Origin of the sequence: Vibrio tetraodonis (assembly GCF_003350295.1) — a bacterium.
In the GTDB taxonomy this organism is placed as follows: Bacteria; Pseudomonadota; Gammaproteobacteria; order Enterobacterales; family Vibrionaceae; genus Vibrio; species Vibrio tetraodonis.
Genome location: NZ_QLYY01000009.1, coordinates 172,970 through 187,751 on the forward strand (window position 1 = coordinate 172,970; position 14,782 = coordinate 187,751).

Annotated in this window: 17 protein-coding genes; 2 read left to right on the top strand and 15 right to left on the bottom strand. The window is 43.4% G+C overall.

Annotated elements, in window-relative coordinates; genetic code table 11:
* Window positions 1-65: 65 nt before the first annotated feature.
* The 9 genes from DPF90_RS06980 to htpX form a co-directional block, all read right to left on the bottom strand.
* Window positions 66-566 carry a DUF3833 domain-containing protein gene (locus DPF90_RS06980; RefSeq protein ID WP_420855729.1) on the bottom strand — a complete coding sequence of 167 codons (501 nt, stop codon included), beginning with the start codon at window positions 564-566 and terminating at the stop codon, window positions 66-68.
* Between the two features lie 38 nt (window positions 567-604).
* Window positions 605-1,150, bottom strand: a complete 546-nt coding sequence (locus tag DPF90_RS06985) for a chalcone isomerase family protein (protein ID WP_240314479.1) — start codon at window positions 1,148-1,150, stop codon at window positions 605-607.
* Complete coding sequence (locus DPF90_RS06990; protein ID WP_114785606.1) at window positions 1,104-1,625, bottom strand: DUF2878 domain-containing protein; 522 nt, start codon at window positions 1,623-1,625, stop codon at window positions 1,104-1,106. Before DPF90_RS06990 ends, DPF90_RS06985 begins: the two co-directional genes overlap by 47 nt.
* Window positions 1,626-1,647: 22 nt before the next feature.
* The gene (locus tag DPF90_RS06995) at window positions 1,648-2,895 is read right to left on the bottom strand and encodes an SAM-dependent methyltransferase (RefSeq protein ID WP_114785607.1); all 1,248 of its coding nucleotides are present in this window, start codon (window positions 2,893-2,895) and stop codon (window positions 1,648-1,650) included.
* A gap of 15 nt (window positions 2,896-2,910) precedes the next feature.
* Window positions 2,911-3,687, bottom strand: a complete 777-nt coding sequence (locus DPF90_RS07000; RefSeq protein WP_114785608.1) for a DUF1365 domain-containing protein — start codon at window positions 3,685-3,687, stop codon at window positions 2,911-2,913.
* A 1-nt stretch (window position 3,688) separates the two neighbouring features.
* Window positions 3,689-4,969, bottom strand: a complete 1,281-nt coding sequence (locus DPF90_RS07005) for an NAD(P)/FAD-dependent oxidoreductase (protein WP_114785609.1) — start codon at window positions 4,967-4,969, stop codon at window positions 3,689-3,691.
* Between the two features lie 15 nt (window positions 4,970-4,984).
* The gene (locus tag DPF90_RS07010; protein ID WP_114785610.1) at window positions 4,985-5,710 is read right to left on the bottom strand and encodes an SDR family oxidoreductase; all 726 of its coding nucleotides are present in this window, start codon (window positions 5,708-5,710) and stop codon (window positions 4,985-4,987) included.
* Window positions 5,707-6,126: a nuclear transport factor 2 family protein gene (locus DPF90_RS07015; RefSeq protein WP_114785611.1), complete on the bottom strand. Its 420-nt coding sequence runs from the start codon at window positions 6,124-6,126 to the stop codon at window positions 5,707-5,709. Before DPF90_RS07015 ends, DPF90_RS07010 begins: the two co-directional genes overlap by 4 nt.
* Window positions 6,127-6,318: 192 nt before the next feature.
* Complete coding sequence (gene htpX / locus DPF90_RS07020; RefSeq protein WP_114785612.1) at window positions 6,319-7,179, bottom strand: protease HtpX; 861 nt, start codon at window positions 7,177-7,179, stop codon at window positions 6,319-6,321.
* Between the two features lie 321 nt (window positions 7,180-7,500).
* Between htpX and DPF90_RS20340 the strand changes: the two genes are divergently transcribed.
* Complete coding sequence (locus DPF90_RS20340; RefSeq protein WP_202408479.1) at window positions 7,501-7,668, top strand: hypothetical protein; 168 nt, start codon at window positions 7,501-7,503, stop codon at window positions 7,666-7,668.
* A gap of 60 nt (window positions 7,669-7,728) precedes the next feature.
* Here DPF90_RS20340 and bioD read toward each other — a convergent pair whose 3' ends face one another.
* From bioD to bioB, 4 genes are read right to left on the bottom strand one after another with little or no spacing between them, the layout of a single operon-like run.
* Window positions 7,729-8,418, bottom strand: coding sequence for a dethiobiotin synthase (gene bioD / locus DPF90_RS07025; protein WP_114785613.1), 690 nt, complete (start codon window positions 8,416-8,418; stop codon window positions 7,729-7,731).
* On the bottom strand, window positions 8,415-9,218 hold the full coding sequence (bioC, locus tag DPF90_RS07030; RefSeq protein WP_114785614.1) for a malonyl-ACP O-methyltransferase BioC: 804 nt from the start codon (window positions 9,216-9,218) through the stop codon (window positions 8,415-8,417). The genes bioD and bioC overlap by 4 nt, the downstream gene beginning before the upstream one ends.
* A complete protein-coding gene (locus DPF90_RS07035) occupies window positions 9,218-10,363 on the bottom strand; it encodes an 8-amino-7-oxononanoate synthase (RefSeq protein WP_114785648.1) in 1,146 nt (381 codons plus the stop codon). Before DPF90_RS07035 ends, bioC begins: the two co-directional genes overlap by 1 nt.
* The gene (bioB, locus tag DPF90_RS07040; protein WP_114785615.1) at window positions 10,350-11,402 is read right to left on the bottom strand and encodes a biotin synthase BioB; all 1,053 of its coding nucleotides are present in this window, start codon (window positions 11,400-11,402) and stop codon (window positions 10,350-10,352) included. Before bioB ends, DPF90_RS07035 begins: the two co-directional genes overlap by 14 nt.
* Before the next feature lie 121 nt (window positions 11,403-11,523).
* Here bioB and bioA point away from each other — a divergent pair, with 121 nt between their 5' ends.
* Window positions 11,524-12,801 carry an adenosylmethionine--8-amino-7-oxononanoate transaminase gene (gene bioA, locus DPF90_RS07045; protein ID WP_114785616.1) on the top strand — a complete coding sequence of 426 codons (1,278 nt, stop codon included), beginning with the start codon at window positions 11,524-11,526 and terminating at the stop codon, window positions 12,799-12,801.
* Between the two features lie 69 nt (window positions 12,802-12,870).
* Here the strand turns inward: bioA and DPF90_RS07050 are convergent, their stop codons facing one another.
* The gene (locus DPF90_RS07050; protein ID WP_114785617.1) at window positions 12,871-13,536 is read right to left on the bottom strand and encodes a DUF2057 family protein; all 666 of its coding nucleotides are present in this window, start codon (window positions 13,534-13,536) and stop codon (window positions 12,871-12,873) included.
* Window positions 13,537-13,609: 73 nt separating this feature from the next.
* Entirely contained in the window at window positions 13,610-14,737 is a 1,128-nt protein-coding gene (locus DPF90_RS07055) for a porin (protein ID WP_114785618.1), read from the bottom strand.
* Window positions 14,738-14,782 lie beyond the last annotated feature (45 nt).

A 14,782-nucleotide genomic window follows, 5' to 3' on the forward strand; every position in this document is an offset into this window, starting at 1 on the left:
TTCTCACTAACCAAAAAGGGACGGTTAGTTTGCCGTCCTTTTGTGTTTTTATGCAATAAAGCAACTCACCTAATTGTCTTTTGAAAAAACAAGGTAATTTGTCCGACTTCGATACCAAATTTCTTTATCTTAGTTAGATTGAATACATGGTTTTCATCTTGGCGATACAACCAATCGTCAAAAGACACCACCACAGTCGAGTCCTCTAGTTGAAGCGCAAAGTCATATTGCCAGCGCAGTGCGTTTCCGACTTGTGTTCCTTTTGCCACTCCAATAATGTCGTCTGCTCGTCCTTGATACTGACCTTGTTCTAGACGCTCGATACTCCATACGCGACGTGACTTTTCACCATCATCAAACACAAAGTCTTCCACAAGAGTAAGAGTGTTACCCTTTACTGTTCCGACTATGGCTACTTCAAATCTCCTTGTCTGCAGGTCAGTGTAATCTTGCACCATTCCCCAAGCTGTCGATTCTCCCTCGAAATATTCGAACAGATCGAAGTTAGGTTCATGCTGTCGATAGTCGTCAATGTCCGCGCTACAAGCAGTTAAGCCTAGAGCCATAAAAAGGGCATAAAATAAGCGTCTCACCTGCTTAAACATCAGTAACCCCCAATCAAGTCTCGTCTCAAGCTAGGATATTCAGTTTGAGGGGAAAGCCAAATAGCCAGAAAGGCATCATTAAATGCTTCCTCTTCTATCTTTCCGATCAGCTCTGCTTTGTCGTTGGGCCGGGTATAAAAAAATCGTCCGTGATACCCATCGGTCACATACGTCAAATTGTTACCCTCTTCAATATCTGGGAAAATAGCTTCAAGGCGTTGAGCCCACTGGCTGGTTGTACTTGATTCATAACCGAGTTTGTCCCACTGTTCAACGGTAGCCTTCACAAGCTGTTTCTGGGAGATATCTCTTTGGTACGTAATGGAAAGTGCCAAAGGGTGTGGAGTGATGTCATCACCAACAATGTATCGGCCATTTGGACTAAGAAGTTGCGACTTGTAAATGTCAAAGAACAACATCGACAACTGCGCTTGCCCCACACTAGACCATTGACTCCACTCATGTGGTGATTTTTCCAAGACCGTTGAGGCTTTAGCACTAGCTGTCAGAGTTAGATAAGCGACCATCATCATTGCGTAGTTCATGCCCATATACCCTTAATATCATCCAGATAATAAGGAACCACTCAACAAGCAAAATGGCCACAACAGAAAAGAAAGGTAATCCAAACGCCACTGCGCCAAACTTCTCTCCCGCCATGTAGCTCAGTGCTCCGGCGATCCCTCCTACTATTGATACGACCAGCGCAGAGTATTGGCTCACAAATGGGTGTAAAAAATGCACGTACCAAGTGAACAACATCCAAAGAGCAGCAAGCCAAATTGGGAAGCCCTGATGCTCAAATTGAAACAGACCTAGCTTGATGTTTACAAAATCGACGATCAAACCTACGGCTAAGATACTGGCCCAGTTTCGCCAGTGTAGCCATCCCTTAAAAGCCGATATAATTAGGGTTGTAACCACCAGAACTAACGTTAAATTCTGCCATTGATAATTACCAAGAACAGCGCATAGCCAAAGTATTTGGAACCATGTCGACGCTATCAGTAGCTGTTTCATCTTGTTCTCCGAATACTCAGAACTATGGACGCTGGAACGTCATGTGGACTGTACTGATCGACCGCGCTCGGAATCCACCCTCACAGTAGCAAAAGTAATAGTTCCACATGCGGATAAACCTTTCATCGAACCCCAGCTGTCTCACCCGCTTCTCAGCATAATTAAAACGCGTATACCAGTCTCTTAATGTTCGAGCATAATCTTGGCCAATATCAAACAAATCTCTAAGTACCAGATCTGTGTGTTTAGTGGTCGCCTGAGTGAGTGCTGTTATCGAAGGCAAAAAGCCACCAGGGAAAATGTACTTTTGAATGAAGTCGACGCTGTTGCTGTAATCGGCGTAACGCTGGTCGGCAATGGTAATCGCTTGAATAGCCATCAACCCACCTGACTTAAGCAAAGACTGGCATTTTTCAAGATATGAATTTAAGAACTGCTTGCCAACAGCTTCTATCATTTCAATCGATACTAGCTTGTCAAACTCGCCTTCAAGCAAACGATAATCTTTCTGTAATAAGGTGATCTTGCCTTCTAACCCTCTTTTTTCTATCTCTTGCTTTGCATACAGGTACTGCTGCTGCGAGATCGTCGTGGTGGTCACATGACAACCATATTGCTCTGCCATGTATATAGCCATGGCGCCCCAACCCGTTCCAATTTCAATTACTGAATCGTTTTCACTCAGGTTGAGCTGCTGACACAAGCGCTCCATTTTGTTGGTTTGAGCTTGCTCCAAAGTGTCCTGATCTGTTCGATAAATACCTGATGAGTAGAGCATTCTCTGATCTAAAAATGTATCATAGAGCTCATTACTCAAGTCATAGTGAGCTTGTATGTTCTTGGCAGAATTAACCAGTGTATTGCGATTAAGCCAGTGTCCGACTTGGTAGGCAAGTTTTGAGAATACACTGCTTTTCTTTTCAATCGAATCTAACGTTGCTAAATTTTGTGCCATCAGCTTCATCAGAGATGTCAAATCGTTACTTTCCCACCACCCGTCCATATAAGCTTCACCTGCAGCTATGCTTCCTCCTTTAAGAAGTCGAGCATAAAAAGCAGGGTGTTTAACCTCAATTACCGCATGTGTTTCCCCATCAATTAAATCACCAAATCGTGTGGTAGAGTCTTCATCTGATCGCGATTCAAACGACTCTATGACAGTTAATGAGCCGTGTTGTAGCCTTTGTAAACAAGAAAATGCAAGGTTTCTTGCCGCTTTATGTAAAGGTGTCAATGCCTTGGGCAAAGGTAGCGTTTGTGAATTAATCATTATGTCAGCTCCAAATTATTTTTCGACATTTCTATGAGTTGCTTGAGCTTCTTTACCCTGCCGATACTTAGGATGAGAGTAAAAGGGGGCACCTTTGACCCAAAGCTTTAGTGCATGCCAATAAATCCCAACAAGCATTTTGATGGCAAGTACTGGTGTAACTATCAAATGCTTAAGTAGACTTCGAGAACTTAATGTTCGCTGTTTCATTTTCATCGTGGCGTCAAATTGTTTGCCCTGACGATGGCACTCCAAATGGATAGATAAGTTCGGGTTCATGGGCTTAATTTTCCATCGATATTCCTGGTCAATTGGATTAAATGGAGAGACATGAAATGCTTTTGAGTGAACCCAAGTATCCTCATTACGTACATCCAACAGATAGTAATATCTTTCATTCCATGGCGTATTACTCACCTCAGCAAGTAAATAACGCCAACAATCCTGATCGTCATAAATATAGTAAAAATTAACAGGACTAAAGTAGATGCCAAAATATCTGAGGTGAATCACAGCCTTCACACTCCCATTGAGATGCTCTCCACCTAATTCAACAACCTTATTAAGTACCGACTGTTTCAAGTCTCCGGTTCCTAAGTAGTCACTGCGCTTGAACCTTGCCCAATGCCACCACTTGTCACCAAAGCCCCATATTTTTCTTTTGAGTCCTTCGAGTTCATCAAGATCCAGACACGGCATGAAGAGTGTATAGTCCAGCGTATGCTCTATCGGGGTGAAACGACGATGCCTCACATTACCAACGAGCAAACAACTTTTGAGCGCGGACGGCATATTAAGCCGCTCCCTTAGATCTGTGGTCTGTACTGTAAGCTCGGAGCCCTCGTACTACGTCTAAAGCACTTTTGACACCATCTTCATGAAAACCGTTATACCAGTAAGCCCCGCAGAACCAAGTGTTACAAACGCCATTAATTTCCTTTTTACGTGCTTGCGCTTTCATGGATTGACTGTTAAATACCGGATGGTGATAGACGAAACGCCTGAGCACTTTACTTTGGTCTATTTGCTCGTTGCTATTTAAGGAGACACAAAAGGTTTGAGGTGCTGCTATGTGTTGCAATATGTTCATATTGTAAGTCAACGTTGGGGCTGCGTTTTCTTCTTCATCAGCGCCAGATAGTCGATAGTTCCATGATGCCCAGGCGGCTTTTCGTTCAGGCAGTATGCTCTCGTCAGTATGCAGCACCACGTCGTTAGCTTGGTATTCTAATTTGGATAGCACGGCATACTCTGATGAGCTTGCATCTTTCAGCATCTTAAGTGCTTGGTCGCTATGACAGGCAAAAATAACGTGGTCAAAACGTTCACTGCGCCCATCAAAATGAACCGTAACACCGGCTTGGTCCCGAGTCACACTATCCACTGGTGTGTTAAGGAGAATTCTGTCTGAAAATCCTTTCGTCAACGGTCCTATATATTCTCGCGATCCGCCCTTTATCACGTACCATTGAGGACGATTAGTGATATCAAGCAATCCATGATTTAAAAAGAATCGTGCGAAGAAAGTGAGCGGAAAGGCTCTCATGTCGGCCAAAGTAGAAGACCAAATTGCAGCGCCCATGGGAAGAATATAGTTGTCGCAAAAAAAACGATTAAACCCGTGAGACGTAAGGAATTCACCCAAAGTTATGTCTTGGCATGCATTTTGGCTCGCAATAGCTTTAACCTGTTTATTGAATCGGAGTATTTCAAAAATAAAGCGATAAAACTTCGGATTTAGCCAATTACGCTTTTGGGCAAACAATGTCGATACCGTATGACCATTGTATTCAAGTCCATGCGCATCGTTTCTCACACTAAAACTCATTTGACTCGCGATCCCACTCACACCGATTTCGTCCATCAATTCGATAAAGTTAGGATAAGTCCTATCGTTAAAAACGATAAACCCAGTATCGACAGCGTAGCTCTCTCCGTCTAGCTGAACGTCGACCGTGGCTGTGTGACCGCCAATATAATCATTGGCTTCAAACAAAGTTACGTTATGCTCTTTATGTAAATAATACCCACATGTTAAGCCTGAGATCCCAGAACCTATTATCGCTACATTCATGTGATTATTCCTTTTTTATTGGGTAAGTAGCTTAGCCGTCAGTGCATTCTGCCAGCGGTATGGAAGCGCGCCGATTAAACGCAAAATGGATGTGAATTTTTTCGGGAAATATATGTGACTGCGCCCCTTTGCTAAGCCTTCTCTAATTTCTTTCGATGCCCGTTCAGATGAAATTAACATCGGCATATCGAAGGTATTTTTGTCCGTAAGTGGTGTTTTGACAAAACCAGGATAAATGATAGATACGTCGATTCCCTGTGGTTTAAGATCAAGTTGAAGCGCCCTAGCCAGATAACTCACCGCCGCCTTTGACGCTCCGTATGCTTCTGCTCGCGGCAAAGCAACTTCACTCGCAATGGAACCTACGATAGCCAATCTTTGCCCCCTGCTAAAATGTGGCTGACAAGCTTCGATCGCATTGGTAAGGCCCAGAACGTTGATGTCAAAGACGCGCTTTACTAATTTGGCATCAAGTTGACCATCATCGATATATTCGCAATCCCCAGCGTTCAATATCCACAAGTCAGGAATGTGTTCTAATGACGATAGCGTGTGTTTTGTGGTATCAAGGTCGGTGAGATCGAACGCCAAAGTGTGAATATTTACAAACTGGGCACTCAATTCATTCAAACGTTCTTGGTTTCGACCACACGCGTACACAATAGCGCCCGCTTTAGCGTAGTCTATCGCCAACTGAAGTCCGATTCCCGATGTTGCTCCCGTAATCAAGACCGTTTTCATTTGCCTAACCTCACTTTGATTGCTTTTATCAACGACCCCAGTAAAGGCAAATTTTCGTAGAGCATTTCTCCAAGATCAAAGTAATCTCTGTGATAGATGACTCGACCTTGAGAGAACTTTAAGTGGCTAACACCGTTGACATAAACAGTAGAGCCACTAGATAGCTTGGGATGCTCTAATGCCATTTTCCAAGTCAGAAACCCACTGTCTCCATGTTGCTGGTGCTCTATAATATCGAAGTCACAACGTTTCACATTGCTGTACAGGGTTTGGAAATAGCTTTCTAGCTCTGTCCATCCCTCTAATTTGTGGGCAGCGTCTTCGAACACAACTTCTTGATGGTATACATCTGACAACAGGTGAAGGTTTGACTTGTTAAGCTTTTGATAAACCTCGCCGACTGTTTCTACGTCCATTCGATCACCTCTCGTTATGTTATACACATAATTTTTTTGTACAACATACAAACAATAGGTGAAACCGAAAAGTTGTACAAATAAAATTTTGTATAACTTATACGGTGATCGTTTCAAAGGGATCAAAAAAAGGCCTAGTTATAAACTAAGCCTTTTCAATTTATTAGGGCATGATCGAACCTGAAATCCCTTCTATAGATCGCGCAAAGCAGAAATTCGCTTATCAAGTGGTGGGTGGCTCATCAATAGCTCTGTCACTGAACGTTTACCATTGATACCAAATGCCATCATCGAACCCTCAAGTTGTGATTCATGGCTGAGTTTAAGACGTTCCAAAGCGGCAATCATTTTATGCTTACCCACTAGATTAGCGGCGCCAGCATCAGCGTGAAACTCTCGATGACGGCTGTACCACATAGTGATAAAGCTTGCTAAGAACCCAAATACCAACTCTAAAACGATCGACACACCGAAATACACCATCATATTGCTACCACCCTCTTCTTCATCATTTGAAGAAACAATGTTGGCGATAAAGCGCGATAAGAAAATCACGAATGTATTCACAACTCCTTGCATAAGTGTCATGGTGACCATATCTCCATTTGCAATATGGCTAACTTCATGCGCCAACACTGCTTCCGCTTCATCACGGGTCATATTGTGAAGTAAGCCAGTAGATACAGCGACTAAAGAGTCATCCCGCTTTGCTCCTGTTGCAAAAGCGTTAATATCCGCTGAATCATAGATGGCAACGGTTGGCATTCCAATTCCGACTTGTTGAGACTGGCGGCGGACAGTTTCAAGCAACCAATGCTCAGTTTCATTGCGAGGGCTTTCAACCACCATACCGCCAACAGAGCGAAGAGCCATCCCTTTAGACATCATCAAAGAAATGAACGCGCCACCAAAGCCAAACACTGCCGCCATAACAAGCAGGCCAGAAAGACTACCAGGCTGCATTCCTGTGACAGAATAGACAATATTTAAAACAACACTTAAGACCAATACGACGGCCAAGTTGGTTGCCAAAAACAAGATTACACGCTTCATTAATTTTCTCCGACATTGAACTCTTTATAGTGTTCCCAATTTAGGCGGGTTAGCATTTATTAACACAAAACCAGATAAAGACTCTACACCGTTTGAACACTGATTATCTCTTTATTAGATATAGTCTATTGCTTTTAATTACAAGTGGTAGAGGCAAATTGCAACATTTAGTTTCTCACCCGTAAAATTCAAAATAAAAATACCTGGATATGAATCCATAAGTGAGAAATCCTGAGATTAGACTTTTGTCTTATTGCTCATAAATCCACACATGTTAGATTGGGTAGTGATAGGATACTTATGTGTAAAAAGGAAACAATCATGGCGGAGACACACAATTACCAAATGGCTATTGATTTATTATGTTGCCACCTCGATATCTCAGAAGAGGAAGCCAAACAACAGCTCGGTATTTGCTCACAGCAACAAATGCAAAAGCATGTGGCTGAAACTCATAAATCCCTCATGACCGTCAGTCAAGAAAGCTAATTCTCTACTTTAAAAGGCTGCATTTCATTAGCAGCCTTTTTTGCTCATATTCAAACCGCATCAATTAGAAAAATCAAAAAGCATCGAAACATCTAGATATTGAGCGAGATTTTTCTGCTTAATGCTAGGAATGTATGGGATCTCACCAAGTTTGGGCGCTGAGATTTTGTTCTCGAGCATTGCAATGATATCAGCATAATGTTCGGTACCTGGGTTGATTCTATTCGCAACCCATCCAATGACTTCCAACCCATCAGCTTCTATCGCATCAAGGGTTAACATAGCATGACTTAAACAGCCAAGTTTAATACCCACGACCAAGATCACTGGTAGTTTTTCCTGTTGCACCCAACTAGAAAGACATTCTTCGCCACTCACTGGTACTCGCCATCCGCCAGCTCCCTCAACCAACACAAAATCCGCATTTTCCTTATGAATTGCCAGCTTATCACTGAGCACAGAATATTGAATATCCACACCTTCACGCTGCGCGGCAATATGCGGCGATGTTGGAAGCTCAAGTGGATAAGGATTGATATCCTCATATTCGGTTTCAACGGTCGATGCCTTCTGCAGATACAAGGCATCTGAGTTACGAAATCCGAGCTCTGTTTCTTGGCTTCCCGCAGCAACGGGTTTGTAACCAATCGTTTTTACCTCTTTTTGCGCAAGTGCATTGAGAATCGCAGTAGAGGCAACGGTTTTACCAACATCAGTATCCGTACCCGCAATAAAAAAAGCATGAGTCATATGTGAATTACCCCCAAACAAACCTGATATGTAGCAGGCACCAAACCTTTATAATTTCGAAATTTTTGATAAGCCTGCTCGACGTTTTGCAACATACTACGACTAGTCAATCCCTGAGACCGTCCATGCACATAGCTCGCACCAATCCCTTTTAAATCCCGCATTAGTGAAAATGCAGAATCATACCAGACCGTAATAGTAGGCAAGTCTAACTGATGACAATCAGAGCCAGATTGCGCTAACGCAATTTTTATCGTATCTATACTGCAAAAGTCGTTAACATGCTGATACTTATCTATCACACTCCACGCTTCCCTAAGCTCAGATAAAGAGCCATCGAGCAAGGTAGAAAAATAAATCCCGCCACTAGGCTTCAGTACTCTGCGCATTTCACGCAGCGGCTGGGATAAATCACCACACCATTGCAGTGCTAAGCTAGAAAACACCAAATCTACGGATTGAGAAGCCAAGGGTAAGGATTCAGCATCACCCAGTTGATAACTCATCTGCTCTACACCACAACGCTCTCTCGCTTTGTCCAGCATTTGTTGCGATATATCGCAACAAATGACATTAGCACCTCTCTCTCTCAATAAGGCGGCAAAATAGCCAGTCCCACACCCAAGATCCAAGACAGTTTTGCTCTTGATATCATCTGGCAATAGCTCAAGTAACCGAGTCCCCACTTCTCTTTGAAAAGCCGCATGAGAATCATAGGTTTCTGCGGCTTTGCCAAACGCCTCGGCAACAGCCGATTTATCAACATATGACAAGGGATAGTCTAAAATCGCCTGTTCCATTACGCTACCTTTTCTAACGTCTGCTCTACTGCATTGGCTAAGGCTCTGACTTGATTGACACTATGATTCGCAGTCAACGTTATTCTCAGGCGAGCGGCGCCTTTAGCAACAGTCGGCGGTCTGATCGCGGTTAACCACAAGCCCATATCTGACAAAGCCTTGGCAATTTGTACTGATGCGCCACTATCACCAATCAAAAATGGTTTAATGGGTGTTTCGGTTTCAACATAGCCATCGAACACCGAAAATCTTTGCTGATACTCACTTTGTAATTCTACAAGCTTATCGCGTCTCCACTGCTGGGTACGAACCATTTCAATGCTATGACTGATAGCATGAGCAAGCGATGGAGGCATAGCGGTTGAATAGACATGATGTCTGGCGAACTGGGTAAAGTAATCGCCTAAGTCTTGATTACACATAACCGCTGCGCCAGATAGGCCAAGTGCTTTACCAAAAGTGACGACTAGGATTTCAGGCTTTACATTGGCGCCATGGCAACTCCCTCTCCCTTCATCACCAAGCACACCAAGGCCATGAGCATCGTCAACCATAAACCAAGAATTTACCTGAGTAATAGTATGGATGTCCGCAAGCGGGGCTAAGTCGCCGTCCATACTAAACACCCCCTCAGTTACCACTAAACCGCTAGAAGTTAACGTTCTTTTAAGATGCCCAATATCGTTATGACGAAAACGCCTCATCGCCGCAGGGCAATGTATGCCAGCTTCAATCAAAGAGGCATGATTTAGCTTGTCTTGTACGAGCAAATCTCCTTCTTTCATCAGGCTAAACAATACTGCTTGATTAGCTGAAAATCCAGAAGAAAACAAAATCGCTCGTTCAAAGCCAAGCCAATCACAAAGCGAGGCTTCTAAGTCGGCATGGGCTTTCGAAAAGCCTGTCACCAAAGGCGAAGCGCCACTACCGTTGCCGTATAAATCAATTCCTCGCTGCCACGCTTGCGATAGGGTTTTATCCGCCGCTAGGCCAAGATAATCATTACTTGAAAAATTTATATGGCTCTTTGACTGATAAGATAAACTAGCGGTATTTCCAGCCTCAATCGTACGTATGTTTCTTGAAAGCCCCAAATCCAAACGTTTTTCCAATTGTTTGGAAATGCGAGTTTTAAATGGTGGCATCATAAAACAAATCGCCTTTTTCCGGACGTGACGCCACTCTCTCGACCACGCGGTCAAGTAAATCGTTCTCCTCAATTTCATCTGGACGCTGTGAGACTTCATGTCGATTGATACCCAACTTATCAAACAGCTGCACATCTTTATCTTCGGAAGGATTCGGGGTGGTGAGGAGCTTACATCCGTAGAAGATAGAGTTAGCTCCAGCCATAAAACACAGCGCTTGCATTTGCTCATTCATATCTTCTCGACCAGCAGACAAGCGGACAGCTGCATTAGGCATTAAAATGCGCGCGATGGCGATTAAGCGAATAAAATCGAAAGGTTCAACATCATCAACTTCCTCAAGTGGTGTGCCTTTTACTTTAACCAGCATATTAATCGGCACACTTTCAGGGTGAGTAGGAAGATTTGCCAGCTCGACCAGTAGCCCAGCACGGTCATTAGCACTCTCACCCATGCCAATAATGCCCCCAGAGCATATTTTCATTCCGGCATCCCTAACATGGGACAAGGTATCTAATCTGTCCTGATAGGTTCGAGTCGTGATAATACTGCCGTAAAACTCTGGAGAGGTATCCAAATTATGGTTGTAGTAATCCAGCCCTGCATCAGCCAGCTCGTTTGCTTGATCTGGTGTCAACATGCCCAAAGTCATACAGGTTTCTAGCCCCATACCTTTTACACCTTTGATCATTTCAGTTAGGTGCGGCATGTCGCGCGCTTTAGGGTTTTTCCATGCTGCTCCCATACAAAAACGTGTCGAACCGGCACTTTTGGCTTTCTGCGCGGCATCAAGTACGCGTTCAACTTCCATCAAACGCTCTTTTTCGATATCCGTTTGGTAGCGCGCACTCTGAGGGCAATATTTGCAATCTTCTGGACAAGCGCCCGTTTTAATCGAAAGCAGTGTACTCACTTGCACATAATTATGTTGTTGGTGCTGGCGATGAACCAATTGCGCTTCAAACAAAAGATCCATAAATGGCTTAGCCATTAATGCTCTGACTTCTGCAACAGTCCAGTTGTGACGTGCTTCCACATGACTTCCTTATAGTTTGTTGTAATGAATGGCTTGGCTAGTCTAACCACACCATGTACACTGTCAACAACTTTTGAAATCAAAAGTTTACATTTGCTTGTTTTTTAATCTATGGATTTTTATGGATCTCGACTTTGATCGTCGCCACATCTGGCACCCGTATACTTCAACCCTCAACCCTTTAACTTGCTACCCTGTCACTTATGCTGATGGTGTTTACATTCAACTCGAAGACGGACGACAGCTTGTCGATGGCATGTCATCTTGGTGGGCCGCTATTCATGGCTACAATCACCCGCAGCTTAATCAAGCCGCTCATACACAAATCGATAAAATGTCCCATGTGATGTTTGGCGGCATAACTCATGATCCTGCGATCAATTTGTGTAAAACCTTACTTTCTATGGCTCCCGAAAATCTAGAGCAAGTCTTTTTAGCCGATTCGGGCTCAGTCGCTGTTGAAGTCAGTTTAAAAATGGCGATTCAGTATTGGCATAGTAAGGGGGAAACGCGCCCTAAGTTTTTGACACTCAGAGATGGTTACCATGGTGACACCTTTGCCGCTATGTCTGTCACTGATCCTGACAACTCTATGCACTCTTTGTATAAGGGATTCTTACCAGAGCATATTTTTGCTGCATCGCCCAAAACAGGCTTTCACCAAGAATGGGATGAGGCTGATCTCGATGACTTTAAGGACAAGATAAGCCGCCACCACCACGATATAGCTGCTGTTATTCTTGAGCCAATAGTCCAAGGGGCGGGAGGGATGCGAATTTATCACCCTAAATTTTTACAGGGTGTTCGCGCCTTATGTGATGAATATGGCGTGTTGCTTATTCTTGATGAGATCGCAACAGGCTTTGGTCGCACAGGCAAGCTGTTTGCATGTGAGCATGCTGGTATCAAGCCAGACATTATGTGTGTAGGTAAAGCGCTGACAAGCGGCTATATGACGCTCTCTGCAACGCTGACGTCAAAACAGGTCGCAAATACAGTTTGTTCAGGAGAAGCAGGCTGCTTTATGCACGGTCCTACTTTTATGGCTAATCCGCTGGCCTGCGCTGTGGCGGGAAAAAGTCTTGAACTTTTGCAGCAAGGAGAGTGGCAAGCGCAAGTTGAGACAATTGAAGCTAATTTCGCGGCGCAGTTACCTAAATTGCTTAACTATGACTTGGTCAAAGATGTACGCTGGTTAGGCGCTATTGGTGTTGTGGAAACTAGGCGTCCTGTGAATATGGAAGCCATTCAAGCTTTATTTGTAGAGCAAGGCGTTTGGATAAGACCCTTTGGTAAGCTTATCTATATGATGCCACCTTTTATCAGCCAACAAGAGCATATAAACGCTCTTGTTGATGCGATAGAAACAGCGCTCCAAGACTCTAGTTGTTTTCAGTAAAGTGATCAACCTCGTTTAGTTCAGAGCAGATAAACAAAAGGCCCAGTGGCTGGGCCTTTTGTTTTTGGATTAATCTTGTTCAATCATCCAGCGTTTGAAGTTTTTACGCTCTTCATTACTGGCCTTTAAATACCACAGTTTTAACTGCAAAGTGCTCTCGGTTTCTGTCACACCTGCAGTCGTGGTGGTTTTGTGCTCACCAGAAGTCAAGGCTTCACCTTGCTCTAGCTTGGCAAGCTCAGCTTTAAGCTCGACCACCTTACCCGAGTCAAATACTAGACCGCGTTTTTTATTATAGTTTTCAACTAGCAGCGGCACATTGGAATATGGGAAAACACCTTCAGCAGGGGGCAGCATTTGCTGTGAATCTTGTACCTGCTTACCGTCAATAGTGAACTCAAAGATAGGCTGTTTTTTATTTACGCTGCGATCTATTTTATTAAGCTTATTGGACACAAGCTCTACTTTAAGTGTTTTGGCACCATTAAGGTCCAAAGTCACAATATAGGGGCGCGAGGAGTAATACTTACGTTTGTTGTTGTCTTTAAGCTTGCCAGCAAACTCAAACACAAGTTGGTTTTCACCTTCTACTAACTCAAAGTTATCATCTTTAACTTCTTTACCATTTAACACTGGCACCGAAATACCACTGGCTAAGTCTAATTCAACCGCCAATGCGGAATAAGAAACAACGGATGCCAATGCAGCAAGCAAAAGAGTGTTGATCGTTTTCAATCTGGTATTCCTTTAAAATAACAAAAGCCAACGCAAAAGCGTTGGCTTAAATAATACCCTAATTAACAAGCAATTAGAATGTGTAGTAAGTACCTAGTACGAATGTATCAGCATCTAGACCAGCACCACCGTTTGCACCCGTGAAGTCATTCGATGTTTCAGCCGTTTGGTATTCAGTAAAGATAGTGACGTTGTCTAGCAGTGAGTATTCCACACCTAGAACTAAGTTAGTAACGTCACCTTTCGCGTCAGTATTAGCAGTTGTTCCATTTTGCTGCTCGTCTAGAGACATAACATCATAAGTTGCGTATAGACGAGTCTTATCAATTGTGTACTGAGCTGCTACGCCATATGCATCACCATCTGTGTATGCGTAATTATCTGTTTTCTCTTGCTCTACGCTTCCTGATGTAACTGTGCGCTTTGTAGAATTGCCGAATAGACCAAATGAATTTACACCTTCAAACTGAGAGTATGTCGCTGCAAAGAAGAAACCACCTAGAGTTGCTGACGCAGATACACCACCTACTTGATAATCAATGTCTTTTGCCGCTTCACCGTTTACAAGAGAAGCACCGACAGAGAACATATCGTTGATTGCCCAATCTAAAGACGCACCATAAGTGTTGTCAAGATCTTCACTAGCTTCAGTATTAGCGTCTGCAACAAATACTAGACCATCTGTTAGCTCTGCTTTAAATACGATGCCGTGACCCTCAGATTCAGAGCGGTGACCGCCCGCAGAGCCAAAAAACTGACCTTCGTTAGTGATGTCACCTTTTTCAATTGCGTCCATAGATTCAGCTAGGTCGCCTACTTCACCGACAGCTACGCCCCAAGTATCAGTTTTTACACCAACATATAGATCGTCAAATTCAGCTTTGTTATCTGTTTCGTCTGAATCAAAACCTGTTTGAGACTCGATTTCAAAAGATGCGAAAGTTGTTAGTGTATCGCTTACTTTGTGCTCAGCGTCAAGTTGGATTTTGCCCCAAACCATTACTGATGGGTCTGTCTTTGTGCGAGTTACACCAGCTTTTGAAGAATCTGTTGCTGACTGTTTCTCGATATCAGTTGTTGTCACATAAGCATCAACTTCACCAGATAGTGATACTTTAGATGCATCCGTTGAATAAACTTCAGCTGCGTTTACGTTAGCTGCCGCTGCTAGAACTGAAAGAGCTACTAGAGTCTTTTTCATAATAATCCACTGCCTTTTCTATAGAATGAAGGTAAACCTTTTGAG

What these genes read in the sequence shown, in the direction of transcription:
- DPF90_RS06980 (WP_420855729.1), bottom strand. Translation starts at nt 566, where the DNA reads ATGGCTCTAGGCTTAACTGCTTGTAGCGCGGACATTGACGACTATCGA.
- DPF90_RS06985 (WP_240314479.1), bottom strand. Translation starts at nt 1,150, where the DNA reads ATGAACTACGCAATGATGATGGTCGCTTATCTAACTCTGACAGCTAGT.
- DPF90_RS06990 (WP_114785606.1), bottom strand. Translation starts at nt 1,625, where the DNA reads ATGAAACAGCTACTGATAGCGTCGACATGGTTCCAAATACTTTGGCTA.
- DPF90_RS06995 (WP_114785607.1), bottom strand. Translation starts at nt 2,895, where the DNA reads ATGATTAATTCACAAACGCTACCTTTGCCCAAGGCATTGACACCTTTA.
- DPF90_RS07000 (WP_114785608.1), bottom strand. Translation starts at nt 3,687, where the DNA reads ATGCCGTCCGCGCTCAAAAGTTGTTTGCTCGTTGGTAATGTGAGGCAT.
- DPF90_RS07005 (WP_114785609.1), bottom strand. Translation starts at nt 4,969, where the DNA reads ATGAATGTAGCGATAATAGGTTCTGGGATCTCAGGCTTAACATGTGGG.
- DPF90_RS07010 (WP_114785610.1), bottom strand. Translation starts at nt 5,710, where the DNA reads ATGAAAACGGTCTTGATTACGGGAGCAACATCGGGAATCGGACTTCAG.
- DPF90_RS07015 (WP_114785611.1), bottom strand. Translation starts at nt 6,126, where the DNA reads ATGGACGTAGAAACAGTCGGCGAGGTTTATCAAAAGCTTAACAAGTCA.
- htpX (WP_114785612.1), bottom strand. Translation starts at nt 7,179, where the DNA reads ATGAAGCGTGTAATCTTGTTTTTGGCAACCAACTTGGCCGTCGTATTG.
- DPF90_RS20340 (WP_202408479.1), top strand. Translation starts at nt 7,501, where the DNA reads ATGGCGGAGACACACAATTACCAAATGGCTATTGATTTATTATGTTGC.
- bioD (WP_114785613.1), bottom strand. Translation starts at nt 8,418, where the DNA reads ATGACTCATGCTTTTTTTATTGCGGGTACGGATACTGATGTTGGTAAA.
- bioC (WP_114785614.1), bottom strand. Translation starts at nt 9,218, where the DNA reads ATGGAACAGGCGATTTTAGACTATCCCTTGTCATATGTTGATAAATCG.
- DPF90_RS07035 (WP_114785648.1), bottom strand. Translation starts at nt 10,363, where the DNA reads ATGCCACCATTTAAAACTCGCATTTCCAAACAATTGGAAAAACGTTTG.
- bioA (WP_114785616.1), top strand. Translation starts at nt 11,524, where the DNA reads ATGGATCTCGACTTTGATCGTCGCCACATCTGGCACCCGTATACTTCA.
- DPF90_RS07055 (WP_114785618.1), bottom strand. Translation starts at nt 14,737, where the DNA reads ATGAAAAAGACTCTAGTAGCTCTTTCAGTTCTAGCAGCGGCAGCTAAC.